The 25,395-nt window shown below is 64.4% G+C and carries 23 protein-coding genes, 1 tRNA gene and 1 pseudogene; 17 read left to right on the top strand and 8 right to left on the bottom strand.

Going from position 1 to position 25,395, the window contains the following annotated elements:
• Positions 1-1,302, top strand: a complete 1,302-nt coding sequence (locus tag ACQR0U_RS00570; protein WP_434842437.1) for an McrC family protein — start codon at positions 1-3, stop codon at positions 1,300-1,302.
• Here the strand turns inward: ACQR0U_RS00570 and ACQR0U_RS00575 are convergent.
• Positions 1,238-3,709, bottom strand: a complete 2,472-nt coding sequence (locus tag ACQR0U_RS00575) for a DNA cytosine methyltransferase (RefSeq protein WP_434842438.1) — start codon at positions 3,707-3,709, stop codon at positions 1,238-1,240. The genes ACQR0U_RS00570 and ACQR0U_RS00575 overlap by 65 nt on opposite strands.
• A 391-nt stretch (positions 3,710-4,100) precedes the next feature.
• On the opposite strand from ACQR0U_RS00575, the gene ACQR0U_RS00580 reads away from it, so the two are divergent.
• Together ACQR0U_RS00580 and ACQR0U_RS00585 are read left to right on the top strand one after the other, a co-directional pair.
• The gene (locus tag ACQR0U_RS00580; protein ID WP_434842439.1) at positions 4,101-4,376 is read left to right on the top strand and encodes a helix-turn-helix domain-containing protein; all 276 of its coding nucleotides are present in this window, start codon (positions 4,101-4,103) and stop codon (positions 4,374-4,376) included.
• A gap of 563 nt (positions 4,377-4,939) precedes the next feature.
• Positions 4,940-6,343: a GSCFA domain-containing protein gene (locus ACQR0U_RS00585; RefSeq protein ID WP_434842440.1), complete on the top strand. Its 1,404-nt coding sequence runs from the start codon at positions 4,940-4,942 to the stop codon at positions 6,341-6,343.
• A 17-nt stretch (positions 6,344-6,360) separates the two neighbouring features.
• Here ACQR0U_RS00585 and ACQR0U_RS00590 read toward each other — a convergent pair whose 3' ends face one another.
• Complete coding sequence (locus ACQR0U_RS00590; RefSeq protein ID WP_434842441.1) at positions 6,361-6,939, bottom strand: hypothetical protein; 579 nt, start codon at positions 6,937-6,939, stop codon at positions 6,361-6,363.
• 425 nt (positions 6,940-7,364) lie between these two features.
• Here ACQR0U_RS00590 and ACQR0U_RS00595 point away from each other — a divergent pair, with 425 nt between their 5' ends.
• Positions 7,365-7,766 carry a hypothetical protein gene (locus ACQR0U_RS00595; protein WP_434842442.1) on the top strand — a complete coding sequence of 134 codons (402 nt, stop codon included), beginning with the start codon at positions 7,365-7,367 and terminating at the stop codon, positions 7,764-7,766.
• A gap of 79 nt (positions 7,767-7,845) precedes the next feature.
• On the opposite strand, the gene ACQR0U_RS00600 is transcribed toward ACQR0U_RS00595, so the two are convergent.
• The gene (locus ACQR0U_RS00600; protein ID WP_315716724.1) at positions 7,846-8,889 is read right to left on the bottom strand and encodes a polysaccharide deacetylase family protein; all 1,044 of its coding nucleotides are present in this window, start codon (positions 8,887-8,889) and stop codon (positions 7,846-7,848) included.
• A 321-nt stretch (positions 8,890-9,210) separates the two neighbouring features.
• Between ACQR0U_RS00600 and ACQR0U_RS00605 the strand changes: the two genes are divergently transcribed.
• Both ACQR0U_RS00605 and ACQR0U_RS00610 read left to right on the top strand, forming a co-directional pair.
• Positions 9,211-9,498 (top strand): hypothetical protein, encoded by a 288-nt coding sequence (locus ACQR0U_RS00605; protein WP_434842443.1) that lies wholly within the window; start codon positions 9,211-9,213, stop codon positions 9,496-9,498.
• Between the two features lie 115 nt (positions 9,499-9,613).
• Positions 9,614-9,829 (top strand): hypothetical protein, encoded by a 216-nt coding sequence (locus ACQR0U_RS00610; RefSeq protein ID WP_434842444.1) that lies wholly within the window; start codon positions 9,614-9,616, stop codon positions 9,827-9,829.
• 28 nt (positions 9,830-9,857) lie between these two features.
• Here ACQR0U_RS00610 and ACQR0U_RS00615 read toward each other — a convergent pair whose 3' ends face one another.
• Positions 9,858-11,540, bottom strand: a complete 1,683-nt coding sequence (locus ACQR0U_RS00615) for an MFS transporter (protein ID WP_434842445.1) — start codon at positions 11,538-11,540, stop codon at positions 9,858-9,860.
• Between the two features lie 177 nt (positions 11,541-11,717).
• Here ACQR0U_RS00615 and ACQR0U_RS00620 point away from each other — a divergent pair, with 177 nt between their 5' ends.
• The 6 genes from ACQR0U_RS00620 (at position 11,718) to ACQR0U_RS00645 (ending at position 18,638) form a co-directional block, all read left to right on the top strand.
• Positions 11,718-13,088 (top strand): hydrolase, encoded by a 1,371-nt coding sequence (locus ACQR0U_RS00620; protein WP_316225971.1) that lies wholly within the window; start codon positions 11,718-11,720, stop codon positions 13,086-13,088.
• A gap of 201 nt (positions 13,089-13,289) precedes the next feature.
• On the top strand, positions 13,290-14,681 hold the full coding sequence (locus tag ACQR0U_RS00625; protein WP_315716729.1) for a cytochrome P450: 1,392 nt from the start codon (positions 13,290-13,292) through the stop codon (positions 14,679-14,681).
• Positions 14,682-14,750: 69 nt separating this feature from the next.
• Complete coding sequence (locus tag ACQR0U_RS00630; RefSeq protein ID WP_316166436.1) at positions 14,751-16,160, top strand: adenylate/guanylate cyclase domain-containing protein; 1,410 nt, start codon at positions 14,751-14,753, stop codon at positions 16,158-16,160.
• Between the two features lie 126 nt (positions 16,161-16,286).
• Positions 16,287-16,754, top strand: coding sequence for a TerB family tellurite resistance protein (locus ACQR0U_RS00635; protein ID WP_315716731.1), 468 nt, complete (start codon positions 16,287-16,289; stop codon positions 16,752-16,754).
• Positions 16,755-16,971: 217 nt separating this feature from the next.
• Positions 16,972-17,751 (top strand): SDR family NAD(P)-dependent oxidoreductase, encoded by a 780-nt coding sequence (locus ACQR0U_RS00640; RefSeq protein WP_315750558.1) that lies wholly within the window; start codon positions 16,972-16,974, stop codon positions 17,749-17,751.
• Between the two features lie 80 nt (positions 17,752-17,831).
• Positions 17,832-18,638, top strand: a complete 807-nt coding sequence (locus ACQR0U_RS00645) for a glutamine amidotransferase (protein WP_315750557.1) — start codon at positions 17,832-17,834, stop codon at positions 18,636-18,638.
• Positions 18,639-18,787: 149 nt separating this feature from the next.
• Here the strand turns inward: ACQR0U_RS00645 and ACQR0U_RS00650 are convergent.
• Positions 18,788-18,863, bottom strand: a tRNA-Ala gene (locus tag ACQR0U_RS00650).
• Positions 18,864-19,044: 181 nt separating this feature from the next.
• On the opposite strand from ACQR0U_RS00650, the gene ACQR0U_RS00655 reads away from it, so the two are divergent.
• The 3 genes from ACQR0U_RS00655 (at position 19,045) to folD (ending at position 20,915) form a co-directional block, all read left to right on the top strand.
• Positions 19,045-19,335, top strand: a complete 291-nt coding sequence (locus tag ACQR0U_RS00655) for a YggT family protein (protein ID WP_315740475.1) — start codon at positions 19,045-19,047, stop codon at positions 19,333-19,335.
• A 93-nt stretch (positions 19,336-19,428) separates the two neighbouring features.
• Positions 19,429-19,767 carry a DUF167 domain-containing protein gene (locus ACQR0U_RS00660; RefSeq protein ID WP_434842446.1) on the top strand — a complete coding sequence of 113 codons (339 nt, stop codon included), beginning with the start codon at positions 19,429-19,431 and terminating at the stop codon, positions 19,765-19,767.
• A 263-nt stretch (positions 19,768-20,030) separates the two neighbouring features.
• Complete coding sequence (gene folD, locus ACQR0U_RS00665) at positions 20,031-20,915, top strand: bifunctional methylenetetrahydrofolate dehydrogenase/methenyltetrahydrofolate cyclohydrolase FolD (protein ID WP_315716736.1); 885 nt, start codon at positions 20,031-20,033, stop codon at positions 20,913-20,915.
• A gap of 3 nt (positions 20,916-20,918) precedes the next feature.
• On the opposite strand, the gene ACQR0U_RS00670 is transcribed toward folD, so the two are convergent.
• The 3 genes from ACQR0U_RS00670 to ACQR0U_RS00680 form a co-directional block, all read right to left on the bottom strand.
• On the bottom strand, positions 20,919-22,400 hold the full coding sequence (locus tag ACQR0U_RS00670; protein WP_434842447.1) for a M20 family peptidase: 1,482 nt from the start codon (positions 22,398-22,400) through the stop codon (positions 20,919-20,921).
• A gap of 126 nt (positions 22,401-22,526) precedes the next feature.
• Positions 22,527-23,063 carry an inorganic diphosphatase gene (gene ppa, locus ACQR0U_RS00675; RefSeq protein WP_315716738.1) on the bottom strand — a complete coding sequence of 179 codons (537 nt, stop codon included), beginning with the start codon at positions 23,061-23,063 and terminating at the stop codon, positions 22,527-22,529.
• Positions 23,064-23,261: 198 nt separating this feature from the next.
• A complete protein-coding gene (locus ACQR0U_RS00680) occupies positions 23,262-23,771 on the bottom strand; it encodes a GNAT family N-acetyltransferase (protein ID WP_006611902.1) in 510 nt (169 codons plus the stop codon).
• Between the two features lie 240 nt (positions 23,772-24,011).
• On the opposite strand from ACQR0U_RS00680, the pseudogene ACQR0U_RS00685 reads away from it, so the two are divergent.
• Together ACQR0U_RS00685 and ACQR0U_RS00690 are read left to right on the top strand one after the other, a co-directional pair.
• Positions 24,012-24,916, top strand: a pseudogene (locus ACQR0U_RS00685) (dienelactone hydrolase family protein).
• A 9-nt stretch (positions 24,917-24,925) separates the two neighbouring features.
• Entirely contained in the window at positions 24,926-25,393 is a 468-nt protein-coding gene (locus tag ACQR0U_RS00690) for a DUF2269 family protein (RefSeq protein ID WP_316193773.1), read from the top strand.
• The last annotated feature ends 2 nt before the right edge of the window (positions 25,394-25,395 follow it).

Raw genomic sequence — 25,395 nt, forward strand, 5'->3', positions numbered from 1 at the left:
ATGGCGCGCACGCTTACTGTTTTCGAACAGGGTAGGCTGGAACTGCCAGCGGGCGTAACTCGCGTCAAAATAAAGGAACGCCTTCTAAGTATCACCGTGGGAGACCGACAGGCATTCTCGCTTCGGCGGGGCTCTGTTTACGCGACGGACTTGGTCGGTGCAGTGGACCTTGGCGACCTGAAGATTGAGGTTCTTCCGAAGCCATTTGGCGTTGAAACGGTCGATGACGCTCGAAAATTTATGTTCAACCTGCTGCGTTGGGCAGGAGATGATGCCCGACCACTTTGGTTGTCGCGAGGAAGCTCAGCCTCTGAGACGCCCCTTCTAGAGATTGTGGAGCGTCGCACCGCGGCCGAGCTGCTGCAGCGGCTGGAGCTAGGCGCACCACGCAGGTATCACGAGGTAAATGAAAGGACTTCGACGCTCCGTGGCCGCATTCAGATGTCCAACTACTCGCGCCAACTCCCCTCAGATATGCACCTACTCCCGCTAAGACACTTCCCGTTCCTCGCAGATAATGACCTAGGAAGGCTACTTAAAGCCCTTGCAACTACACTTCGAAACCGCGCGACGTCCTATGCAGCCCGCAGAGACCTCGATCGCTGCTTGGATCTGCTCATCGAGGTTAAAGCGTGCCCGCTGTCACCTGAACTGGTAAGACGTGTTCGTCTAAGCCGATTGGAGGCTGGTTGGTTGGGCCTTGTTGACCTTGCAGGATTGATTGCTCTCGGCAAAAGCCCGATACCCACGTCTTTGGGGGCCACTGAACAGCCGACGCTCCTGTTTCCGTTAAGCCGGTTGTTCGAGTCGGCTGTCCGCGAGTCCCTGGCAGACCACCTTTCGAACCCACTCTCCTGTCTCAAGTCTGCGGGTGAACATCAGCTCCTCTCGCTCGGCTCATCGACCATCTCGACTACCGCTCTCGCAGTCAGACCGGACCTTCTCATTACTTCCAATAAGAGAGTCATAGCCGCTGGCGATGCCAAATGGAAAAGGCTGACGGAAAGCCCTCCCCGGTTTGGCGTCCTACCAAGCGACGTATTCCAGCTACTGACGTACATGCGTTTGTTTCAAGTACACTCGGGATTTCTGTTCTTTCCTAGGACAGAGTGGATGCATTCAGGATGGGAGAACAAGTATCTTGTTTCACCCACTGAGCAAGAATGGCTCACAGTTGTGGCGATAAATGTCCCTGATCTAGTGAGTTCCGATCCCGGAGTACGTCGAGCGGAAGGACTCAAGCTCGCAAGCCAAGTACAAGTTGGGCTTGAGAAGATCGCTCCAAAGCTTGAGTCCGTGTAGCGGGTTCCTTGGATGCCCGCTTGATGACGCCACCAGCCTCAAGCACAACCCCAAGCTTCAACGCCAGCTGCGAACTAAGCAGCGGCGGCACAGCATTTCCAATAACACGATAGCCATCCACAAGACCCACGCTTCCGAAACGGAACCAATCTGGGAACGTTTGCACACGTGCAGCCTCACGCACCGAAATTGTCCGAGGAGCTGATGGGTGAATATAAGCGTAGGTATCCTTGCCCATATGAGAAGTCATCGTCTTGCAGGGCGCTTCTGCATCAAGACGAGCGAGCCAGTCGCCATGGTTTCCCTCCTTCTTTTTTAGGTAATTGGGGGCACGGAGATGGTGTTCTTTCTCTCCCGGCCCAAGCTGGATACGATCCAGCAATAAACGAATCGAAAGAGAGCCGTCTAAGGCTTCCAAATGGCTCTTAATGCGTCCCCTCTGGAGCCCAGCGATCTCGGTCCGCCTATCGTTTTCAAGAATCCAACGGACCAAGTGAGCTAGCTCATCGATAAGCGGATTACCGTCACAACGATAATCCATCCATCGCTTTCCCGGTCCAAACATCTCGAAGAACTCTCGATCGTCTGGTCGAGAATCCCGTGCGCAATGGGCATCAACCTTCTTGTGATCATGCTCGGGCCGACTGGTTGGTGGCGGCTGCCTTATCCACTCCAAGTATTCACCCACTTCGCCACTACCGTGGACATGGAGATCTTCGACGGACAACAACGTATCGGTTCCCCCGGACCTCTCCGAAAACGCTGAGGAATACACAGGCTCCGGGAGGCCCGCTAAAGCAGTCTTGAGCCGGACAGATTGCCGAACGGGCAGCGAAAGACACCATGCTGCTGGGGATTTCAAATTAGCGGTCTCTGCAACGTCTTGCCGAATTCCGACCATGAAGAAGCGTTCGCGAGTCTGAGGCACCAAATGATTGGACGCATACAGAACCCTTGACTCGACTTCGTAGGATAACCCGTCTCGAGAAATGTCGGATATCGCTTCTGCCAGAACGTCGGTTGCGTTGAACGCCCCCTCTGCCGTTTTCACCTCCGCCTGGAAATGCCTGACGTTCTCAAATAGGAATGCCGCTGGGGCCAGCGCCGCCACGAATAGAACATACTGGAGCATCAGCTCATTACGTTTATCTCCCACTTTCGTGTCAGATTGCACGTGGACACTCTGCTCTCTTAGACTGCGAATCTTTCCGCGTCCTATGCGACTGAAGCCCTGACACGGCGGTCCGCCTAACAGGATATGTACTTCGCGTCCGGCTCGGTAAATCCTGCGTAGCTGCGACAAAACCTCTTCGTCCTCGAACATCGCCCGTCGAGCGGCGTCCCTAGCTGCCCGCCACGCCAGCCAAGCTCTGCGTATGTCCGCGTATGACTTGCCCTCGATAAGCCTGAGCGCATTTCTGATTTTTTTCGCGGCTGACGCCAGTTGACCCGATCCAGATCCTGCCGACCGCTCACGCAGCTTCTCCAGCTCCGCTTCCCAAAGGGCTTTGGCCTCCGATGCAGCTTCCTTAGTTATCCGGTCGGCGAAATGCACGGACGCACTGTCAGTCGCGGCCACGACTGAGGACGTCCGACCCCAAAGAGTTGCTTGAAGTGAAGGAACTCCAGTTCCGGGCTGCGGAAGTTTCAAGGCTTGGTGAAAAGCCAAAACTGAAGTTTGGGACAAAGAGCCTTTATCAATTTCAGAGTATTCTTGGAGATAGCCTTTCTGCTGACGAATCGCCATGAGTGACTCAATAAATGCATCGTCGAGCGCTTGTATGTTTCGTATGAAATCACCCAGCCCAGACGGAGCAATTTTGTCGAGTTCGTGCCTCAGATCTCCATCCGATTCCGATGAAGCGAGATGGTCCAGATAATATGCTAATACCTCGGCTTCGTTCAAAAACTCCGACAAATCCGCTCGTTGTCCGATCGGGCGCCCGGGATTCAGGGATTCATGATTGGCGTTGAACACGCGAACCATCGCCTCCTCTATGTCGATCGCCAATACCGTCTTAAATAGACTGCCTCCTCCCGCAAGCTCGAATCCTAACGACAGGCCGCCGCAGCCTGCAAACAAATCCACAACTCGCAACGGCTGACCGGGGCGGATTGTAGGACCTACGACAGGCTCTGCCCTTTCGTGTTCGATCGACACGGTAGTAGTAGCTGAAACGACGTCTCTTGAGGTTAAGTTTCCCCGCGTCGGTTTAATTTCCACCGCACCCTCTGCTAGCCAACGTCGATATTTGACAAGCGAGTCGCTGCGAACGTAGGCTCCATTTAGGTGCCGATTGAGGGAGGCTGTCGTCACACCAATCGCCCGTGAGGCCTCGGCTTCCGTTAGAAGTCGCTCGCCGATTTTTGCACGGACGTCTGCGATTACTTTCTTGCTTTCGTCCACTTGGATGTCACCTTGCAAGACTTGCCCCACTCGAAACTGACTTCGATACGAGGATTGTTCAATCTGAGAAACGCCGCAGGGTAGGTCGTACAATTTAGAACAAGCGGCTGTGGCACCGGCTACAGCTTGCCGTCTATAGATTGTACCTGAGTTGGCCTTCTTCTCCGAGTTCTCTCAACCCCGGATAGGAGCATGATTCGCTAGCTTACGATCACCAAAACCATAACGGTATCAACAGGTAACAAGCTTGGGCGGCTCACGAATAAACGATTCAACATCCCCCCTGCTTTTTTGTTGACAGCCTCACTCACCCGTGGTGAGCACTTTAGCAGAACCGGTTCGGGTGGCCTCATGGCATCCCAACCCCATTGATTTTAGCTGGTGGCCGTCGATGAGGCAGGAGGAACGTGACGCGGAGGCTGGCCGAGCTTTGAAGGCGATACGCCTCGCGAGGGGCCTCACCCAGGAAGATCTCGCCGCTCAGGCCGATCTAGACCAGTCAGCTCTCAGCAAAGTTGAGCGGCTTGGGCCCGGCGCAAGCTGGAAGCAGTTCTGCCGAGTTGCCGCCGCTTTAGGTTGTGAAATCACACTCTCGATCAAATCCGATACACAGTCTAGCGGTCAAGACTCCGCCCATCGTATCCTCCGGCCAGCGTCAAAGCTCTAGCGCCGGATATAAAGCAGCTGCCTTTGACCAAAGCGACAAGTCTTCGGTTAAAGACTGGTCTGGCGCCTGAGTGTTTCAAATTCTCAAGATAGAGGCCGGTCGCTTCGTCTGCAATTTGGCGGGCTGGGTGGAGAACTTCCTTTCGCACCGTTTATGAAGGCTTCGAGCGCTGCGGCACCAGCCTCTCTCCGTTGCTCCGCCTTCCTATCTCTCTCGTCGCCTCCGCTCGCCGCGCTCGATTTGCCGGTTAAGAATTGCTTAACCCAAATCGCGCCATCGTTCGGCGCGAGCGGCGGGATGAATGCCCGCACTGGCGGCTGGCGGCGATCCGGACGAGCGCGTCCGTCGCGTTCGAATCCCGCAGGTGCCGGTTGCGCTCGGGCGTACGCCAGCGGCCAAGCCGGTGGCGATCAGTATCCAGAGGTCAGGGTGGGACGTCTCTCGCGAGGGCATGGCGCCTGTGCGCGTGACGATTCGACCGGCACTGGCGATGCACCGGCTGCCGGCAGCGGCGCCGGACCAACGGCCGAAGACGCAACGCGAGACAAAGGCGAACCCGCGACATGAGCACGACTGCCCTCGACAGCCACACCCAGTTTCAATCCATCGTCGGCCAGATCCGGACGCTCGCCTACAAATACATCGAGGACAAGGACTTCGTCAGCGCCCAGCTCGCGTTCCAGAAGCTGCTCGAGCTCGACCCCAAGGACATCAACGCGCGCTTCATCTATGCGCAGCTGATCGACGACGGCTCGCACAAGAAGCGCGCCGAGGCGCGCGACATGATGCTGGCGATCCTCGACGAGAACCCTGAGATCTTCGAGCAGGCCACCGAAGGCAATCTGCACCTGATCCGCAGCGCGGCCGTGCGCTGCAGCCATGTCGGGCCGTTCACGCGCTCGATGGAGCTGTTCCGCAAGCTCGCCCGCGCCTCCAACCAGGCCGCCGACTATTTCTCGCTCAGCGAGATCCTGACCCAGGGCAACGAATTCGAGGAAGCGGTCGCGGCGCTGGAAAAGGCGATCAAGCTCAACCCGGCCTATGACAACCCGATCAACCGCGAGACGCTGGAGCTCGCGCGGTCGAACGCCAAGAAGGGCAAGGCCAAGGAAGCCAAGGGCCGCGCCAAGGTCGGACGCTATCCGGAGACCAAGGACTTCCTCGGCGACCTGCAGACGCTGATCACCAGCCATATCGCGGTGAACCTCGCGGCGGCGCCGAAATTCCTCGACAAGAGCACCCGCTTCTTCACCATGGGCTCGTGCTTCGCGCGCAACCTCTCCAAGAGCCTCACCGACAGCGGCTATGCCAGCCACCACATGGAGATCTCGGAGTACATCAACACGACCTTCGCCAACCGCGTGTTCGTCGACTGGCTGCGCGACGCCCAGATCGATCCGGAGATCCGCGAGCGCATCGTCGAGCTGCTGCCGCCGGGATCGAGCAAGGAGAACACGCTCGCCGTCATCAAGCAGGCCGACGTCTTCATCCTGACGCTCGGCGTCGCCGCGGCGTTCTTCGACCGCGAGACCGGCGCCTTCGTGCTGCCCCGGCCGACCGCGCTGAACTCGCGGGCGCTGGCCGAGAAGTACAAGTTCCGCACCGCCAGCGTGCAGGAGAACGTCGACAACGTGCTCTATCTGATCGAGTTCATCCGCAGCATCCGGCCTGGCATCAAGGTGATCGTCACCGTGTCGCCGGTGCCGCTGCTCACCTCGTTCGAATATGAATCGGTGGTGCAGGCCGACTGCCTGTCGAAGAGCACGATGCGGCTGGTCGCGCACGAGGTCGTCAACAATTCGAACCTCGAGGACATCTGGTACTGGCCGTCGTTCGAGGTGTTCCGCTGGGCCGGCTCCAACGCCTCCAGCTTCTTCGCCGCCGATGACGGCGCCGCCTGGCACGTCTCGGAGGACAAGGTGTCCGCGACGGTGCGCGCCTTCGTGCAGACCTTCTCGCCGGCCTGAGCGCGCGAACGGCTGCCTCAGGGCAGCCGCTTCTTCCAGAGGCGGATGACCAGGATGCCGGCCTGGGCGTAGCCCGGCGGCGAACTTTCAGTGCCGAACGGCGTCTTCGAATACAGCGAGCTCGAGACCAGGAAGCCGCCGACATACGGCTCAGGCAGACCCGACAGCGCCAGGAAGCAGCGGTGCGTGAGCAGGCCGTCCTCCGGCAGATTGCCGCGCACCAACCGGCAATCGCCGATGCCGGTGAATGCGATGCCGTTGAGCTGGCCCTCGGTGTAGGTGCCGAGCAGGGTCGGATCCATCGCCTGGCCGATGCAGACCCGCATCTCGCCGATGCTCTTGTCGCCGGTCTCGGTCATGCGGCCGTCAGCCGGCCGGACCCCGACGGAGTGGATCGAGAGCTGATCCTCCAGCGCCGGCGCGAAGCCGGTCTTGGTCGGCGCGCAGAAATCCGACGGCACGACGCGGCCCTGGCGCACGCTCCGCGCAATGTAGATCTCTTCGACGTTGTCGTCGCCGGACTGCGCCGGGCCCGGCCCACTGGCGGCCAGCAGCGTCACGGCCGCCAAGAACACTGCAACGATCACCCGGCGCATGCGCGTATCCTTCCCCCGAATCGATCGGTTTCCCTATCGGATTCGGCGAAGCTTCTGAACAGCACCAACGAACAGTACACGTACATACGATCATACCTCAACCCCGGATCTCACCGGCAGCATGGAACACCGCGCCTTGACGGTAATTTGGTAGCAACAGTCGGGTGTGCCGGATCGCGTCGCCCACCGCCCACGTGCTGCCGCCGGTGGATTTCCGGATGGGCTCGTCCAGAACTCCCCTCGTCCTGAGCGGACGTCCCCGCGGCGCCGGAAAGGTTTCGAGAAAGATGGCGCACCGATCCGCAGTGCCGTGTGCCGGCATCCGGCTTCATTCGCGCTTGCCATGCGGAGCGTGACGGGGGTCACATCGGACGGTCGCGCCGGCGCCTAAACCTTCCCGCAGCCAACAAAGGGGAGCTTACTCGATGCGCAAGATGATCCTGATCGGAGCCATGGTGCTCGCATCCGCCACAGTCGCGCAGGCCGAGGGCACACGCAGCCTGTCGCTGTCGTCGAACGACGCCGCCGCGCGGGCGCCGCGTCCGACCTACGTCCAGCAAGCCGGCGAGGTCACCGTCACCCCGGCGCCGGTGCCGGCCGTCGCGGCCGAGGTCCAGCCCGCTGCGCAAACGGTTGCGCCAGCGGCCCCGGCCGCCGCACCGCCGCCGCCGCAGCCCGCCGCCGCTGCGGCGCCGGCACCGCAGCCGGGCTCTGTGCAGCGATCGTCGCGGCGGTCGAAATCGGCGCGCTCCGACCGGACGCACCGCAAGAGCTGGACCGAAGCCCGCATCGTCCGCGAGCTGCATCGCCACGGCATCTATTGGTGAGCATCCGCCAATCGGCGACAAACGAAGAAGGCCGGGCAAATGCCCGGCCTTTCGCGCGAGGAGACCCTGCAGCGGGGCATCACTGCGAGATGGTCTGGATCACGCTCGAGATCGGCCGCGCATTGGTCATCGTCGTCGGCAGCTTCGGGTCCTGGCCGATCATCGCGTCATATTCCGGCAGCGTATCGAGCGTGCCCTTCGGCTTCATCGCGACCACCTTGTAGCCGCCGGCCTTGAGCCGCCGCAGCAGGGTCGGCAGCGCCAGCGCGGTGTTCTTCTGGAAGTCGTGCATCAGGATGATGCCCTTGCCCTTCTTGTCGAGCCCGGTCATCACGGTGTTGACGACCTGGTCGGCATCCTTGGAGCGGAAGTCGAAGCTGTCGACGTCGCAGGAGAACATCGCGACATTGCGGCTGCCGAGATAGGCCACGGCAGAGGACCGGTGCTGCAGTTGCGGGAAGCGGAAGAACGGCGCCGGGTTGGTGCCGAGCGCGAACTTGACCGCGCTGAAACCCTTCTCGAGCTCCTCCTTGGCCGTCTCGTCGGTCATCTTCTTGCCGTTCAGATTGGCGTGCGACCAGGTATGAACGCCGACGACATGCCCGGCGGCCAGCACCTGGCGCAGGATCTCCGGATGATAGGTCGCATGCTTGCCGATCGTGAAGAAGATGCCGGTGGTGCATTCGTCGGCCAGCGCCTTCAGCACCGCCGGCGTGTTGACCGGCCACGGGCCGTCGTCGAAGGTCAGCACCACCTCGTGGTCGGCGAGGAAGTCGAACTGCTTGAAATGGTCGAGGCCGAAACCGGGGCCGCCGGTGGTGTCGACCATGACGGTGCGGGAGATGCCGAGCGCGTCCGGATTGGCGCAGGTCGATTTGGGCTGCACGGGCGCCGGCGCGCTTGCCGCCATGCGCGTGGAGACGGTACCGGTCGTCTCGACATCGTCCTTCGAGCTGGCCTTGGCGGCGACGCGCGCCGGAGGCGGCGCCGGCTCGGACGGCTTCGCCGCTGCGCTCTGCGCGGCGGCCTTGGCGGCGCTGGGCTTCGATACGTAGTACCAGACACCGGTGATCGCCAACGCCGCGACGACGGTGGCCAGCAGCAAGCCTAACGCATTACGCATGGTTACTCTTCCCGAAAACGCGAGACACTCGATGGCGGACGCAACGCTGTCCGCCTCCTTCAATTAGCTTCCATTAGTGCCAACGATTCCTTAACGCGGTGCCAACACGACCAGGATCGGACAAGATTTCCAGGATGATGCCCGCACCGAAGCGGCCGTTCACCGGAGCGACATGGCGCCGCGGCCATCGGCCTGCCGAAACTGCCGACCAGGTTTGGATCTGGCGTGACCCGCATCACGGTTGCCAAAAGGGCATCCCGCCATGATGGACGCATTGAAACACGCGGCCCCGCCAACATGCGGCGCCAATGGGAGCCAGCCATGACGAAGTCGACCGACATTCTGCGCAGGGCCGTTCTGACGGCCGCCAGCCTTGCCGCCCTCTCGACCTTCTCCTCGACGGCAAGCTTCGCCTTCAGCGCCGAGGCGCAGCAGATGTGCACCGGCGACGCCTTCCGGCTGTGCAGCAGCGAGATCCCCAACATCCCGGCGATCACCGCCTGCATGATCAAGAACCGGTCGTCGCTCAGCTCCGGCTGCCGCGTCGTGCTCGACCGCGAGATGTCCAAGCGCAGCGGCAAGGTCGCGGATGCCAACGAGGCCAATTGAGAGCGCTTCCGGCTCCCGCCTGCGCACCCCGGCTGCGACCGAGGCGCTTGCGACGGCCGGTTGCGACCACTAAAAGCGCCGCCAAACGTTCAGTCCCGGGAGCGAGGCGCCAGTCATGAACAAACTCTCTCTGATTATCCCTCTGGTCCTGATGGCGTCGAGCGCCTCAGCCCAGCAGCAGCCCGGCCAGGATGCGTGCGCGCGCGACGTGTCGCGGTATTGCCGCGCCGTGATGAACAACGGCGATCAGGCGGTGCTGGCCTGTCTCAAGGAGCATCGGGCCAAGCTGTCGAAGGCTTGCGAGAAGGTGCTGACCGAGCACGGGCAGTAAGCGCCTGCTCAGTGCAGATGCTCCGGAGCTACGGCCCGCTGCGAGCCGCCGAGGCGACAGCCGGCGCCTGCTCGGCGGTGCGGTCGATATCCTCCTTGGCGCGGACCGAGCCGAACGGCCGCTCCAGCATGCGGCGGATGCGCACCGGGTCGGTGCCGATGTGGAAGTCGATCGCGCGCTTGTGCAGCTCGCGCTCGGCGCGGGTCGAGCGGTTGCGCTGACGCAGATAGTCGATCCAGGTCGGGCAGTGATAGCGCTCGGTCCATAATTCGGGGTCGGCGATGTCGCGTGCGATCGACCAGCCATAGGCGCCGTTGCGCTGGCGGCTGAGCTGCACGTCCTGCATCAGGTCGTGAAACGCGCGGGCGTTGTCTTCAGCGACGCGGTACTCGATCTCGACCACCAGCGGCCCCGAGCGCGGCGTCAGCTCGAGCTGCACCTCGGGATCGGCCAGCGTCTCGCCGTCCTCGTTGCGGGCCCCGATCGGCGGCATCCGCAGCCACAGGCCGAGCAGCGGCGACACCATCATCAGCGCTCCCGACGCCAGCAGCGCGACCTCGACGCCGGCGGCGTCGGTGAGACGCCCCCAGCCCCAACTGCCGATCGCGATGCCGCCGGAGATCGCGGCCTGAAATGCCGCCAGTGCGCGGCCCGCGACCCAGCGGGGTGCCGAAAGCTGCACGCCGATGTTGAACAGCGCCACCGCCAGCATCCACACCGCACCGGCGATGACGAGCGCCGCCGCCGTCAGGACCGGCGCGGTGCTGAGTGCAACGGCCGCGGTGGCCGCGCCCAAGGTGAGCGCGCAGGTGCGGATCGCGGCCTCACCAGACAGCCGCTTCCTGATCTCGCCGATGTTGAGCGCGCCGACCACCGCGCCCATGCCGAAGGCGCCGAGCATGATGCCGTAGGTCTGCGCGCCGCCATGCAGCAGGTCGCGCGCGACCAGCGGCATCAGCGCCGAGATCGAGCCGCCGATGATGCCGGTGACCAGCGTGCGGATCAGCACGATCCGGATCGACGGCGAATGGACGATGTAGCGGACGCCGGAGACGATGGCCCGGTTGAGCGGCTCGCGCGGCAGCCGGCTCGGCTCGACCACGCGCCGCCACAGGAACAGCGCCGCGAGCAGCGGCAGATACAGCAGCGCATTGGCCGCGAACGCGGCGACCGCGCCGGCGGCCGCGACCACGACGCCGCCGATCGCCGGACCGAAGCTGCGCGCGATGTTGTAGCTGATGCCGTTCAGCGCGACCGCGGCCGGCAGCGTCTCCGGCGGCACCTGCTCGCTGACGGAGGATTGCCAGGCCGGCCCCATCAGCGCCATGCCGCTGCCGATGACGAAGCACAGCGCGAGCAGGCGCTCCGGCGTCACCAGGCCGTACCATGCCAGCACCGTCAACGTGGTGGCGCCGCCGAGCGCCACGGCGAGCGCGACCAGCGCGACGATGCGCCGGTCATACATGTCGGCGATGGCGCCGGCCGGCATCGAGATGAACATCACCGGCAGCATCAAGGCGGTCTGCACCAGCGCAACCTTGTCGGCCGACGACGTCATCTGCGTCATCGCCCAGGCGGCGCCGACCGCCTGGATCAGCAGGCCCAGGTTCGACAGCAGGCTCGCCAGCCAGATGCGGCGGAACACCGCGTGCCGCAGCGGCGCGGCGATGCCTTCGGCGGCGAACAGCTCACGTTTCTGCGGCGCATTCATGCGGGTCCGTCCACGTCGCCAGTTCGCCTTGAAGCTCGCATCGAACTATCGCTTGATTCCAGCTGGACCTATGTGATGCCTGCGAATGTCCGCCGCTGTCCAGTGCTGCCTGCAAAGGCCGGCATCGGGGATCGCGGCCAACGAACACAAATGAATGAGACCAAAGGGAGACCGCCGATGAAGCTGACGCGCCGCAACATTCTGCAGGGAATGGGAACCCTTCCCTTGCTCACCAGCGGTCTGTCCTTACCGGCACGCGCCCAGAGCGCGGCGGCAACGACGGTGGGCGACATCCCTCCGGTCCTGTTCGTGCACGGCAATGGCGACCACGCGGCATTGTGGATGACCACGCTGTGGCGGATGGAATCCAACGGCGTGCCGCGCACGCGTCTCGCTGCGCTCAACTTCACCGACCCGCTGGCGCGCAACGACGACGCCGTGGCGCAGCCGAACCGCTCGTCGACCGACGATCAGCGCCGCGAACTCGCCGAGGCCATCAAGGCACTGAAGGAGCGCACGGGCGCTGCGCGCGTCGCGCTGGTCGGCAGTTCGCGTGGCGGCAATGCGATCCGCAACGTCGTGAAGAACGGCGGCGGCGCCGATGTCAGCCACGCCGTGCTGTGCGGAACGCCCAATCATGGCGTGTTCGACTGGGAGGACAGTCCCGGCAGCGAGTTCAACGGCCGTGGCCCGTTCCTGCGCGGACTGAATGCCGGCGACACCGAGGTGACCGAGGGCACCGCCTTCCTGACGCTGCGCAGCGACGGGCTCGACAAATACGCCCAGGCCGACGGCCGCCTGGTCGGCAAGCCCGGCGTGCCGACCGGGATCACGTCCGAAGGGCCGGCGCTGAAGGGCGCAACCAATCTCGTGATCGGCGCGCTCGACCATCGCGAGGTCGCGTTCCACCCGCGCGCGTTCCGCGAGATCTACAAATTCATCGCCGGCCGTGAGCCGACGCAGATCGCGATCCAGCCCGAGCAGCAGGTGCGGCTGAGCGGTCTGGTGACGGGAACGCCGGGCGGCGCGCCGACCAATCGCCCGGTCGCGGGCGCAAGCGTGGAGGTCTATCGCGTCTCGAGCGAGACCGGCGCACGCAATGGCGAGCCTGTCTATCGCGGCCAGACCGGCGCCGACGGGCGCTGGGGTCCCGCGGAGGTCGATCCGACGTCCCATCTCGAGATCGTCCTGACCTCGCCGGGCGCGCCGGTCACGCACTTCTACCGCTCGCCGTTCCCGCGCTCGTCCGACGTCGTGCATCTGCGCGCGGCGCGGCCGCTCGGCCAGGCCGATGCCGGCGCCGGAGCGATTCTCATCATGATCAGGCCGCGCGGCTATTTCGGCCTGCCCCGCGACATCGTGCTGCTCGACGGCAAGGAACCAACCGACGTACAGAAGGGAATACCGACCGATGCGGCAACGACATTGCGGCTGCCTGCGGGCGACGTCGGACGCAGCGTCATCGGACTGTTCAACGAGGAACGCATCACCGCCCGTCTTTGGCCAGCATCGGAGAGCAGGATTGCGGTGATCGAGCTGACTAATTAGTTGCTGGAGTATGATGATACATCATAGCCTCGGAGAGGGCGGAAGCGCGCCCCTCTCGCTTGTGAGCGGGACGACAGAGTTACCTCTGGCAGAAGGCCGTCGTTGCGCGACGGCCCGTTGCGGCCCCGCAACCGAGGCTCGGTTGCTCGCGATGCAGCCGATCGGTGGTTCCAGGCTCGTGACAGCGTCGAGAGGCCGTGAATGAGTACCGCCGACGTCCATTATCTGCCGCAGGCACGATTGCCGCTGATACCGCCGACACCGCCGCGGGCGCCGGACAGCATGGGCGCGCTGCGCCGCGTGCTGATGATGGGCGACAACGCGATCGCGACATGGAGCCAGCGCGCCTATGAGGACGACATCATTCGCGGCCGCTTCTTCGGCAGCTCCAGCTACATTCTCAATACGCCCGACACGATCAAGCACGTGCTGGTCGACAATTGGGAGAACTACGCCCGCACCGTCGGCGCCATCCGCGTGCTGCGTCCGGTGCTCGGCGAGGGGCTGCTGATCGCGGAAGGCAAGGCGTGGAAGCACCAGCGCCGGACGCTCGCGCCGGCGTTCACGCCACGCGCCGTTTCCGGCCTCATCCCGCACATGGTCGCGGTGAGCGACGAGACCGTCGCCAGGCTGAAGCAGCAATGCGGGCAGCCGCTGGACCTGCGCGAGATCATGCAGCGCATGACGCTCGACATCGCCGGCCGCACGATGTTCTCGTTCGAGATGGGCCGCCATGGTGCCACCCTGCGCGATTTCGTCTACGAGTATGGCGCGCGGCTGGCCAGCCCGCATCTGCTGGACATCGTGCTGCCGCTGTCCTGGCCGACGCCGCGCGACTTCGCGCGCCGGCGGTTCCGCAAGCGCTGGACCGGTTTCGTCGCCATGCTGATGGCCGAGCGCCGCGCCGCCGGCAAGCTGGAGGACGCACCGCCGCGCGACCTGTTCGACCTGATGGGCGCGGCACGCGATCCCGAGACCGGCGCGGCGTTCACCGATGCACAACTCGCCGACGAGGTCGCGACCATGATCCTCGCCGGCCACGAGACCACGGCAACGGCGCTGTTCTGGGCGCTGTATCTGATCGCGCTCGACCCGGCCAATCAGGACAAGCTCGCGCAGGAGGCCCGCGCCGCAACCGATCTCAGCGATCCGGATCAACTGCCGTTCACGCGCGCCGTGCTGGACGAGACATTGCGGCTCTATCCGCCCGCGTTCCTGATCGCGCGCGCAGCCAGCGGCCCCGACCGGATCGCCGCGTTCCAGGTGAGGCGCGGCGACGTCGTGCTGATCTCGCCGTGGCTGCTGCACCGGCACGAAAAGCTGTGGGATGCGCCCAACGCCTTCAAGCCCGAACGATTCATGCCGGGTGCGCCGCCGCCGGAGCGCTTCGCCTATCTGCCGTTCGGAGCGGGCGCGCGGGTCTGCATCGGGGCTCATTTCGCCCTGACCGAGGCGGTGCTGGCGCTGGCACGGCTGGTGGCGGCCTTCGACATCGAAATGCTCGACGCCGCACCCGTGATGCCGGTCGGCGTGGTCACGACCCAGCCGGATCGCTCGCCGCTGTTCAAGCTCACGCCCAGGGCGGGCGTCTGATCCCGGCGGCGGCCGGGCCATCGCTTCGTCTCTTGCTTGTGGGTTTGCTAGGCACCATCTTAGCACGCCATGAGCGACATCCAGGCCCAGCTTTCGGTTCTGAAGCAGACCGCCGATCCGGCCGTTGCGGACGCGATCACACGGTTGATTGAGGCGGGTGAAGATCACGAACTCAACCGTATCAATGCCCTGGAGTTCTCGGCGCGCGCCGGTCTCGATGAAGAACGGGTTATTTCCGGGTTCCTGCATGCTGCACGGATCGGCTTGTTCGATCTGACCTGGAACGTGCTCTGTCCTGGCTGCAGCGGCGTGCTGGATGCGCACGCCACGCTGAAATCTCTCCGCCATGACGATTACCATTGCGGACTATGCGCTTGCGGCTACGAGCCTTCCATCGACGAGCAGGTCGAAGTTGCTTTCACCGTGAGCTCCAAGGTCAGGAGCATCGCGGCTCACGATCCGAACACGCTGCCGCTCTGGGAGTATTACAAGCAGGTCTTCTGGAGTTCCGGGATCGACCTCGACCGGGAGACTTTTGCCTCGCTCAGCGAAGAAGTGACGCTCGATGCGCTCGAGCTGCCAGCCGGTGAAAAGGCCGTGCTCTCGCTGCAGCTCCCATCCGATTTCATCATCATCTTCGAACCGGTGACGCATTCTGCGCATTTCATCGACGTTCAGGGCGAGCCCACCAGGGAGCGCCAGCAGCTCGGACTCCTATTCAACAGGGCACATCCTCCGACCGGATCGATCACGTTGCGTCCAGGCCCGCTGCGACTGGCGCTCGACAATCAGGCCGGCGTACGGACGCTGCCGACCGTCTTCGTTGCCGGCGATGCGCTCCACCATCTCCTTGGCAAGCGCCGGCCTTTCCTGACCGCCAAGCGCATATTATCCAACCAGACCTTTCGCGACGTGTTCAAGGCGGACAATCTCAACATCGACCAGCGGCTGAAGATCACCTCGCTGACCTTCCTGTTCACCGACCTCAAGAGCTCGACCGCGCTGTATGAGCGCGTCGGCGATCTCGCGGCCTTCGACCTGGTGCGCGCCCATTTCCGCGCGCTGCTGGAGATCATCAACGCCGAGAAGGGCGCGGTGGTGAAGACGATCGGCGACGCCGTGATGGCGACCTTCGTCAAGCCCGAGCATGCGCTCGCCGCCGGCCTGCGCATGCGCGCGGCGATGCAGCGGCTCAATGCCGAGCGCGGCACCGAGGACCTCGTGGTCAAGATCGGCATCCACGAGGGGCCGTGTCTCGCGGTGATGCTGAACGACCGCCAGGACTATTTCGGCCAGACCGTCAACATCGCCGCCCGCGTGCAGAGCCTGTCGACCGCGCAGGAGATCCATCTCACCGCGCCCGTGATCGAGAGCCCCGGCGTCGCCGACATCCTGCGGGGCGCGAAGATCGCGCCAATTCAGAAGCACGCGGCGCTGCGCGGCATCGCCGACCGCATGATGGTGTACGAAATCCCCTGAGCCTTACCGAAATGTCATGCAGCCCGAAGGTCGCAGCGGATTGCCGGCGCAGCGTGGCATTCGCATATAATGAGCAGTCGCCGGCCGGTTTGCGGTCCACTACGGATCTGACAACGAAAGGACGCCATGCTCGAAGGATTGCGCCAATTCATCGCCGACGTCGTTTCGCCGCACGAGACCCCGGCGTTCGACGACAATGGCTATCAGCTCGCGGCGACGGCGCTGCTGATCCACGTCATCTCGCTGGACGGCGAGCCGAGCGAGATCGAACGGCGCAAGCTGCACGGCCTGATCGAGCTGCGCTTCGGGCTCGACCCCGGCAGCGCCGACCGGCTGATCGCCCAGGCCATGCTGGCGGAGGGCGACGCTGTCGATCTCTATCGCTTCACCAGCGTGATCATGCGCGAGGTCGATGAAGCCGGCCGCCTGCGCATCGTGGAGATGATGTGGGAGCTGGTCTTTGCCGACGGCAAGGTGACGGAGTTCGAGGACAATGTGGTCTGGCGCGCCTCCGAGCTGCTCGGCATCTCCACGCATGACCGCGTCGACCTCAAGCACCGGGTGGCGTCGCGGAAGTCCGGCGCCCCTGCTTGAACCGCCTGGCTCCGGGCGGAACCGACTTCATGCGGAGATGAACAAACTTTAATTTTGTTTCCGAAACCCCCCGTTCATGTAAACCCATGTGAATCTGAGGCTATTGCCGCAATCCCGCGCAAGGCCATGGAGCACGGTGTCTTGCATGTTCCCGTCCCGCTATGCTCTCGTCCGCCGCGATTGGATGATGTGCGGATTGTGATCGAAGAGCAGGATCGTGGGTGAACGTGTCACGCTCGTAACAGGTGCCTCGGCCGGGATCGGCAGCGAGTTGGCGCGCGTATTTGCCGCGAACGGGCACCGGCTCGCATTGACGGCCCGGCGCGAAGACCGGCTCGCGGCGCTGGCCCAGGAGATCGCCGCCAAGGGCGGCCCGGCGCCGCTGGTGATCCCCTGTGACCTCACCTCCTCCGACGCCGGCGCGACCATCGAGGCTGCGCTGTCGGCTGCCGGCCTGGAGCTGGAATATCTCGTCAACAACGCCGGCTTCGGCCTGTTCGGCAAGGCGGTACAGCTCGACCGCGCCGAGCAGCTCGACATGATTTCCGTGAACGTTCGCGCCCTGACCGAGCTGTCGCTGCGCTTTTCCGAGCAGCTGATCCGCAACAAGGGCGGCATCCTCAATCTGGGCTCTGTGGCCGGGTTCCTGCCGGGTCCCGGCATGGCCGTCTATTACGCCTCCAAGGCGTATGTGATCTCGTTCACCGAGGCGCTGCGCAAGGAGCTGGCGCCGCATGGCGTCCGGGTCACGGTGCTATGTCCCGGTCCGGTGCCGTCGGAATTCCAGGACCGCGCCGGCTTCAAGCCGGGCGTGGATTCGGTGATCCTCAACGTCTCGCCCAAGGCGGTGGCGGAAGCGGGCTATCGCGGCTTGATGGCCGACAAGCGCGTGGTGCTGCCCGGGCTCGGCATCAAGATCGTGCCGTTCATGCTGCGCTGGTTCCCGCGTGGCTTCATCCTCGCCGCGGTCGGCCGGCTGCAGCTGAAGCGGACCTGATCGCGCTGGCCCGGCGCTTGCTTTGGAATGTGCGCTCGCTCACGCGCCGTTAACCTTTGCTTAGCTATGATTGCCAGGTGATGCTCAGGCAAGACCCTTCGCTCCATCCGAACGGGCCCCAGGCCGACGTTCGGCAGCTCCATCCGAAGCCGGCCATGGCGGCTGCGCCGCAGCGGCCCGTCCTCATCATCCTGCACCAGGAAACGTCGAGCCCCGGCCGGGTCGGCAATGCGCTGCGCGCCCGCGGCTATCCGCTCGACATCCGCCGGCCGCGGTTCGGCGATCCGCTGCCGGAGACGCTCGATGGGCATGCGGGTGCCGTAATTTTCGGCGGTCCGATGAGCGCGAACGATCCGGACGACTTCGTCCGCCGCGAGATCGACTGGATCGAGGTGCCGCTGCGGGAGCAGCGTCCGTTTCTCGGGATCTGCCTGGGCGCGCAGATGCTGGCGATCCAGCTCGGCGCCCCGGTTGCGCCGCATCCAGAGGGGCGCGCCGAGATCGGCTATTATCCGATCCGCCCGACCCGGGCCGGGCGCAAGCTGTGCCCGCATTGGCCCGATCACGTCTATCACTGGCACCGCGAGGGCTTCGATCTGCCCGATGGCGCCGAGCTGCTCGCCGAGGGCGGCGACTTTCCGGTGCAGGCCTATCAATACCAGAACGCGACCGGGCTACAGTTCCACCCCGACGTGACCTACGCGATGATGTGCCGCTGGACCACGCGCGGTCATGCCCGGCTGGACACGCCCGGCGCCCGTCTGCGCCACCATCATTTCGAGGGCCGCGCCGTGCACGATGCGGCCGAGCGGGCGTGGCTGGCGCAGTTTCTGGATGGCTGGCTGATGCGCGAGCCGGTGGCGGCGATGGCCGAGGCGGCGGAGTAGGACGGGCGTCCTGGTCAGTCGATTGTTGGGAATCTTTGTCATTCAGCCCGCCGTCGCCCTTCGGGCTCTGGCGCGGCAACCTTCGCACGCTTCGCTATTCATTTGCTGAAGCGGCTTGCCGAGCCGAAGCTCGCGAAGCGAGCGAAGGTTGGTGGAGCCAGGCGGGATCGAACCGCCGACCTCGTCATTGCGAACGACGCGCTCTCCCAGCTGAGCTATGGCCCCGTAACACGACCGCCTCGATGTTGGGAAAAGGCAGCCGGCAGATCGGGCGCCATTTACAGTGGGTGCCGAGGTCAAGTCAAGAACGGTCACATCGCCCGTTAGCCTTGACGGGCACCGTCCCTTGTTTGCGCGGGAGGGAACAGATATCTAACCGGGTGATATCTCGTTCCAGGAACCCCGGATGATACGCCTCTTAGACTTCGTTGACTGGCTTCTCGGCCTGTACGTGTTCATCCTGGTCGTTGCGGCAATCATGTCCTGGCTGGTCGCGTTCAGCGTCATCAACGTCCGGAACGACTTGGTCCGACAGGTGCTTTACACGCTTGATGCTCTGACAGAGCCCGCGCTCCGACAGATTCGGCGCTTCGTGCCTCCTGCCGGAGCGCTGGACCTTTCGTTTCTCGTTCTCTTCATCCTCATCCAGTTCATCCGGTTCGTGATCATCCCGGCGCTTCAGGGTCTGTTTGTCTAGCGCCTGCGCGCACTGACGTAGACGCGCGGGATTCAAGGGTGCTGCTTGCGTCAACTCAGGTCTGCTGCTGATTCGGATCGAGGGTCCCTATCGATGGTCCCTTGGCGATGTTCGAAGGGCGGCGTCACCCTCGCATTGCGGGTGACCCCACGCGGCGGCCGGGACGCCTTCGATGGCGTCGAGACGCTGTCCGACGGCCGCGATGTGCTGAAGGTCCGGGTGCGCGCGATCGCCGATGGCGGCGAGGCGAATCGCGCCGTGACAGAGCTGCTCGCCAAGGCGATCGGCGTCACCAAGGCCTCGGTGCGAATCACCTCTGGCACCACCTCACGGCTAAAACAGGTCGCCATCGACGGCGATCCGTCCGCGCTCGATCAGGCCTTGCGCGACCTCCTTGCAGCCCATAAGCCGACCGGGAAACAACGACAATAGACGCAAGAAGCGCGAGCCGAGGCCTTTCGGCTTCGCAAGCGGCGATCTTCACCCTCCCCTGGAGGGGGAGGGTCGCCTCACGGTGAGCGAAGCGAGCGTGAGGCGGGGTGGGGTGATCTCTCCACCGGTACCGGCATCCGTGGCTTCACCCCACCCCGCTCGCCCGCTTCGCGTGCGATCGACCCTCCCCCTCCAGGGGAGGGTGGGAGCACGCGGCCAGCGTCTTGCTCGATGAACAGCCTTTGAACCGAGGATAGAGCAAAATGACCGCGCGCATCATCGACGGAAAGATCATTGCAGCCGACCTGCGCGCGCAGGTCGCCCGTGAGGTCGAGCGGGTCAAGCGCGATCATGGCCTGACACCAGGCCTGGCCGTGGTGCTGGTCGGCAACGATCCGGCGTCCGAGGTCTATGTCCGCAGCAAGCATACCCAGACCCAGGCGGCCGGCATGGCCTCGTTCGAGCACAAGCTGCCGGCTGACGTGTCGCAGGACAAGCTGCTGGCCTTGATCGGCAAGCTCAACCGCGATCCCGCCGTACACGGCATTCTGGTGCAGCTGCCGCTGCCGAAGGGGCTGGAGACCGAAGTCGTGATCAATGCGATCGATCCGGCCAAGGACGTCGACGGGCTGCATCCGCACAATGCCGGCCGCCTCGCCGGCGGCCAGCAGGCGCTGGCGCCGTGCACGCCGCTCGGCTGCATCATCCTCAGCAAGACCGTGCATGGCTCGCTGGAGGGCATGAACGCGATCGTGATCGGCCGCTCGAACCTGGTCGGCCGTCCGCTGGTCCAGCTCCTGCTGAACGAGAACGCCACGGTGACGATCGCGCATTCGCGCTCGCGCGACCTGCCGGCGCTGACCGCGCGCGCCGATCTGGTCTACGCCGCCGTGGGCCGCGCGGAGATGGTGAAGCGCGACTGGATCAAGCCGGGCGCGACCGTGATCGACGTCGGCATCAACCGTATCCCAACGGCTGACGGCAAGACGAAGCTGGTCGGCGACGTCGCCTATGCCGAGGTGGCGGAGGTCGCCGGCGCGATCACGCCGGTGCCCGGCGGCGTCGGCCAGATGACGGTGGCCTGCCTTCTGGTGAACACGCTGCGCGCCGCCTGCGCGATCGCCGGGCTGCCCAAGCCGGCCGTCTAGGCCTTAGCCCGCGGCGGCTTCCAGCAGCCGCCGATAGAAGCGGATCATGTCGGCATAGCCCTCGACCGACAGCCGCTCATTGGTGCCGTGGAAGCGCTTGAGATCCTCCGTCGTCGCGCGCAGCGGCGAGAAGCGGAAGATGCTGTCGGCAATGCCCGCATAGTGGCTCGAATCGGTGCCGGCGACCATCAGGCCGGGCGCCACCACCGCGTCGCTGAAGATCTCGCGAATGGTCCGGTTCACGAGCTGATAGGACGGTCCGGCGGTCGAGGTGACCGGCGGGGGCTCGCGGTTGCCGCGCAAGGACGTGATCGAGATGCGGTCGTTGGCCACGGTCTGCCTGACGTGGTCGATGATGCCCGCCTCGGTGTCCCCCGGCAGCAGCCGGAAATTCACGGTGGCGGAGGCGTTGCCCGGCAGCACGTTGTCCTTGTCGCCCGCGTTGAAGATGGTCAGCGCGGTCGTCGTACGGACCATCGCTTCGGCCGGACCGCTCTTGGCGAACTCGCCGAACAGCAGCGGTTTGGTCAGCCAGAGATTGGACAGCACGGCGCGGTTGATGCCGCTCATTTCCGGCGCCAGCGTATCGAACATCTCGCCGACCGTGCCGTCGATGCGCATCGGCAGCCGGTTGGCCTCGAGCTTCGCCAGCGCCGCACTCATCATGCCGATCGCGGTGTCCCGCGGCGGCATCGAGGAATGCCCCGGGGTGGCCTTGGCCGTCAGCACCAGGCTCGCATAGCCCTTCTCGGCAACACCGACCAGTGCCGCCGGCTTGTCGAGGCCCTTGATGCCGCCCTCCGAGATCAGCAGGCCCTCATCGATGACGAAGTCCAGCCGGACGTTGCGGGCGGCGAGGACGGCCGAGATGGCCTTGGCGCCCCGGGTGCCGCCGACCTCCTCGTCGTGACCGAAGGCGAAATAGATCGTGCGCTTCGGCTTGAAGCCGGCCTTGATCAGCGCCTCGGCCGCCTCCAGCATCGCATACAGATTGCCCTTGTCGTCCCAGGCGCCGCGGCCCCAGACGAAGCCGTCTTTGACGACGCCGGCAAACGGCGGCACGGCCCAGTCGGGCTCGGTGCCCGGCGCGACCGGCACCACATCCTGATGGGCCAGCAGCGCAATCGGCCTGGCTACCGCATCCGAGCCCTTCCACAGGTACAGCAGGCTGTGCCCGGCCACGACCTCCTGTGTCGCGGCCGCATGAAAGGCCGGGAAGCTCGCCTCGATATGGGCCTTGAGCGCCGCGAAGGCATCGGCATTCAGCTCGGGATCGTCGGAGCTCGAAATCGTGCGAAAACGAACCGCCGCCGCAAGCCGCTGCGCCGCGGCCTCGGCATCGATGCTGATCTTCGGCAGCGCCGCGACATCGAGCTGCCGGGAGCCATGGCGAAACATGTTGACCAGCACGACCGCGACGAGCGCCGCGCCTGCCGCCAGGATGAGAAGACCAAGGTATCGAAGGGACCTGAGCAGGCGGCGCATTGCAGAACGCTCCAAGACAAGACGGCGCCGCAGATCCTATCTGCGACGCCGTGAAACTGCTCGGAGCGGACTCGAAAGTCCATCGCCTGGAGCCGCGAAGCGCTGCGTTTGGAGCTTCCGCGCGCCCTACTTCTTCGCCGCCTTGGCGCGGGCGATGCCCTCGGCAATCAACTGGTGGGCGTCGTCGGCATTGCCCCAACGCAGCACCTTCACCCATTTGCCGGGCTCGAGATCCTTGTAGTGCTCGTAGAAGTGCCGGATCTGCTGCAGCGTGATGTCCGGCAGGTCCGAATAGGTGCGGACCTTGTCGTAGCGCTGGGTCAGCTTCGAGGACGGCACCGCGATGATCTTCTCATCGCCGCCAGCCTCGTCCTCCATCAGCAGCACGCCGACTGGGCGCACGCTCATGACCGCGCCGGGCACGATCGCGCGCGTGTTGGCGACCAGCACGTCGCAGGGGTCGCCGTCATTGGACAGCGTGTGCGGGATGAAGCCGTAATTGCCGGGGTAGCGCATCGCCGTATAGAGGAAGCGGTCGACGAACAGAGTGCCGGCTTCCTTGTCGAGCTCGTACTTGATCGGCTCGCCGCCGACCGGCACTTCGATGACGACGTTGACCTCGCGCGGCGGATCTTTCCCGATCGGGATGGCGTCGATGCGCATGGATGCTCCGTAGAACTTGAACGTTTGAGAACTTGAACGTTGAGGGTCGGACGCTCGACAGGCGAGCGCTGACATTCGCAGTCGCAAAAAAAACGCGGCTGCGCAACAGCTACCTCAAGCCAACACTTTCAGTTCAATTCCAGTTCAATTCGCTGGCGCGTTAACGTTTAACGCGCCCGGAGCACGGCCGGCCCAGGCTCAGTTGGTCCAGGCAAAGGCAACCTTGTCGAGCGACTTCGGCCCGAAGCGCTCCGACGACCGCGCGACCATCCGGCCACCCAAGGCGCGGTAGAACTCGGTGGCGGGATCGTTGTCGGACAACGCCCACACCACCATGCTCTTCAGGCCGCTCTGCGCGAGGTCGCGCTTGGCGGACTGGAAGAGCCGGCGACCGAACCCCAGCCCCTGAAATTCCGGTCGCAGATAAAGCTCGTAGACTTCACCGTCGAAGTGCAGGCTGCGGGCGCGATTGCGGCCGTAATTCGCATAGCCTGCGACCTTGTCGTTGAACACCAGCACGCTGACGCGGCTGCCTTTGCGGATCGCGCTGTCCCACCATTGCGGGCCGCGCCGGTTGATCAGCTTCTCCAGCTCTGCGCCAGGGATGATTCCCTGGTAGGCGGAACGCCAGGCTTCATCATGGGCTGACGCCACCGCAGCCGCATCTGCAGCCTTGGCCGGACGGACTTCGATCAGGGTTGTGCTCATGAGTGGATCAAAGCAAGTCGGCGGTCCGCCTTCAAGGTGCCACGTTAAAGATCGGTTAACCTGTGGACTTTCGGCATCACCGTGGCGGAAAGCTGTGCCGAAAAGGGACAAATTCGCAACATTGTTGAGGGTCGACGGTGCCCTGTCACCGCAGCCTCACGCCGCGTAGGAAAAATCGCATCGGACGGGCCGCGGCCTCGGCTAGTGTGGCGCAGGCTCAACATCCTCCCGTTCGGCTGAATGGTGCTGCTTCGCTGCGTCTCATGGTTGCTCGCGCTGGTCGTCCTGTCGGTCGCAGCCGGCGCAACGGCACAGCCGTTCGGTCCCGCGTCGCCCGAAGCCGAGCCTGCGCGCCGGCAGCAATGGCTGATTCCGTCGATCGAGACCGAAATTCCCGCGCATGCGATCCTCTATCGGCCTGCTGGCGGTGGACCGTTTCCGCTGGCCGTGATCGCGCATGCCTCGACGCAGAATCCGCTGTGGCGGGCACAGCTGCCGCAGCCCACCTACACGGCGCTGGCGCGTCTCCTGGTCGGCGGGGCTATGCCGTGCTGGTCCCGGAGCGGCTCGGGCACGGCCGCACCGGCGGTCCCTATGTCGAAGACCAGGGCGGCTGCGCCGACGCGGACTACGAGAAAGCAGGACGCGCGACGGCGGCGCAGATTTCGCGCGCGCTTGCCTACATGCGCGAGCAGCCGTTCACGGCGAATGGCGGCGCCGTCGTCGTCGGCCATTCGGCCGGCGGCTGGGGCGCGCTGGCACTCGCCGATCAACCGCCGCAGATCGTCTCGACAATCGTCGTGTTCGCGCCCGGCCGTGGCGGCCATGCCGACGACGTGCCAGGGCGCGTCTGTGCAGAGGCGCGCCTGCTTGATACGGCCCGCGCATTTGGACGCGGCGCGCGCGTGCCGGTCACGTGGCTGGTCGCGGCCAATGACAGCTACTTTCCACCGCCGCTTTCGCGTCGGCTTGCGGAGGCCTTCGGCTTGGCCGGAGGCCGGGCGGACTTCAATCTGTTGCCGGCGTCCGGCGAGGAGGGGCATTGGATGATCGAGCACGACGACGGCGTGGCACTGGCGGCGGATTTGCTGTCGCGGGCGCTGACAACGACACGTCGATCGACGCATCCGATGCCGCCGAACTAGCAGGACACGATGACGCTGTATTTCCTTGTCAAATATCTCCACGTGCTCGGCGCCATCGTCATTCTCGGCACCGGCACGGGGATCGCATTCTTCATGCTGATGGCGCATCTGAGCGGCGAGGCCGCGTTCATCGCGCGCACCGCAGGCGTCGTCGTCATTGCCGACATGCTGTTCACGCTCTCGGCGGTGCTGCTGCAACCAGTCACCGGCGGCACGCTGATGTGGCTGTCGTCGACAGCGATGACCGAGCGCTGGCTGCTCACCTCGCTCGCACTCTACGCCGTCGCCGGCCTGTTCTGGGTCCCCGTGATCTTCATGCAGATCGAACTGCGCGACCTCGCCCGTGCTGCTGATATCAGCGCCCAGGCGCTGCCGCCGCGCTACTTCATCGTCTTCCGCCGCTGGTTCCTGTGCGGCATCCCCGGTTTCGGCGCGGTCATGGCCACTCTCTGGCTGATGATCGCAAAGCCGTTCTGACG

It is taken from the genome of Bradyrhizobium sp. HKCCYLRH3097, from assembly GCF_051167875.1.
In the GTDB taxonomy this organism is placed as follows: domain Bacteria; phylum Pseudomonadota; class Alphaproteobacteria; order Rhizobiales; family Xanthobacteraceae; genus Bradyrhizobium.

What these genes read in the sequence shown, in the direction of transcription:
- ACQR0U_RS00570 (WP_434842437.1), top strand. Translation starts at nt 1, where the DNA reads ATGGCGCGCACGCTTACTGTTTTCGAACAGGGTAGGCTGGAACTGCCA.
- ACQR0U_RS00580 (WP_434842439.1), top strand. Translation starts at nt 4,101, where the DNA reads ATGAGGCAGGAGGAACGTGACGCGGAGGCTGGCCGAGCTTTGAAGGCG.
- ACQR0U_RS00585 (WP_434842440.1), top strand. Translation starts at nt 4,940, where the DNA reads ATGAGCACGACTGCCCTCGACAGCCACACCCAGTTTCAATCCATCGTC.
- ACQR0U_RS00590 (WP_434842441.1), bottom strand. Translation starts at nt 6,939, where the DNA reads ATGCGCCGGGTGATCGTTGCAGTGTTCTTGGCGGCCGTGACGCTGCTG.
- ACQR0U_RS00595 (WP_434842442.1), top strand. Translation starts at nt 7,365, where the DNA reads ATGCGCAAGATGATCCTGATCGGAGCCATGGTGCTCGCATCCGCCACA.
- ACQR0U_RS00600 (WP_315716724.1), bottom strand. Translation starts at nt 8,889, where the DNA reads ATGCGTAATGCGTTAGGCTTGCTGCTGGCCACCGTCGTCGCGGCGTTG.
- ACQR0U_RS00605 (WP_434842443.1), top strand. Translation starts at nt 9,211, where the DNA reads ATGACGAAGTCGACCGACATTCTGCGCAGGGCCGTTCTGACGGCCGCC.
- ACQR0U_RS00610 (WP_434842444.1), top strand. Translation starts at nt 9,614, where the DNA reads ATGAACAAACTCTCTCTGATTATCCCTCTGGTCCTGATGGCGTCGAGC.
- ACQR0U_RS00615 (WP_434842445.1), bottom strand. Translation starts at nt 11,540, where the DNA reads ATGAATGCGCCGCAGAAACGTGAGCTGTTCGCCGCCGAAGGCATCGCC.
- ACQR0U_RS00620 (WP_316225971.1), top strand. Translation starts at nt 11,718, where the DNA reads ATGAAGCTGACGCGCCGCAACATTCTGCAGGGAATGGGAACCCTTCCC.
- ACQR0U_RS00625 (WP_315716729.1), top strand. Translation starts at nt 13,290, where the DNA reads ATGAGTACCGCCGACGTCCATTATCTGCCGCAGGCACGATTGCCGCTG.
- ACQR0U_RS00630 (WP_316166436.1), top strand. Translation starts at nt 14,751, where the DNA reads ATGAGCGACATCCAGGCCCAGCTTTCGGTTCTGAAGCAGACCGCCGAT.
- ACQR0U_RS00635 (WP_315716731.1), top strand. Translation starts at nt 16,287, where the DNA reads ATGCTCGAAGGATTGCGCCAATTCATCGCCGACGTCGTTTCGCCGCAC.
- ACQR0U_RS00645 (WP_315750557.1), top strand. Translation starts at nt 17,832, where the DNA reads ATGCTCAGGCAAGACCCTTCGCTCCATCCGAACGGGCCCCAGGCCGAC.
- ACQR0U_RS00655 (WP_315740475.1), top strand. Translation starts at nt 19,045, where the DNA reads ATGATACGCCTCTTAGACTTCGTTGACTGGCTTCTCGGCCTGTACGTG.
- ACQR0U_RS00660 (WP_434842446.1), top strand. Translation starts at nt 19,429, where the DNA reads ATGGTCCCTTGGCGATGTTCGAAGGGCGGCGTCACCCTCGCATTGCGG.
- folD (WP_315716736.1), top strand. Translation starts at nt 20,031, where the DNA reads ATGACCGCGCGCATCATCGACGGAAAGATCATTGCAGCCGACCTGCGC.
- ACQR0U_RS00670 (WP_434842447.1), bottom strand. Translation starts at nt 22,400, where the DNA reads ATGCGCCGCCTGCTCAGGTCCCTTCGATACCTTGGTCTTCTCATCCTG.
- ppa (WP_315716738.1), bottom strand. Translation starts at nt 23,063, where the DNA reads ATGCGCATCGACGCCATCCCGATCGGGAAAGATCCGCCGCGCGAGGTC.
- ACQR0U_RS00680 (WP_006611902.1), bottom strand. Translation starts at nt 23,771, where the DNA reads ATGAGCACAACCCTGATCGAAGTCCGTCCGGCCAAGGCTGCAGATGCG.
- ACQR0U_RS00690 (WP_316193773.1), top strand. Translation starts at nt 24,926, where the DNA reads ATGACGCTGTATTTCCTTGTCAAATATCTCCACGTGCTCGGCGCCATC.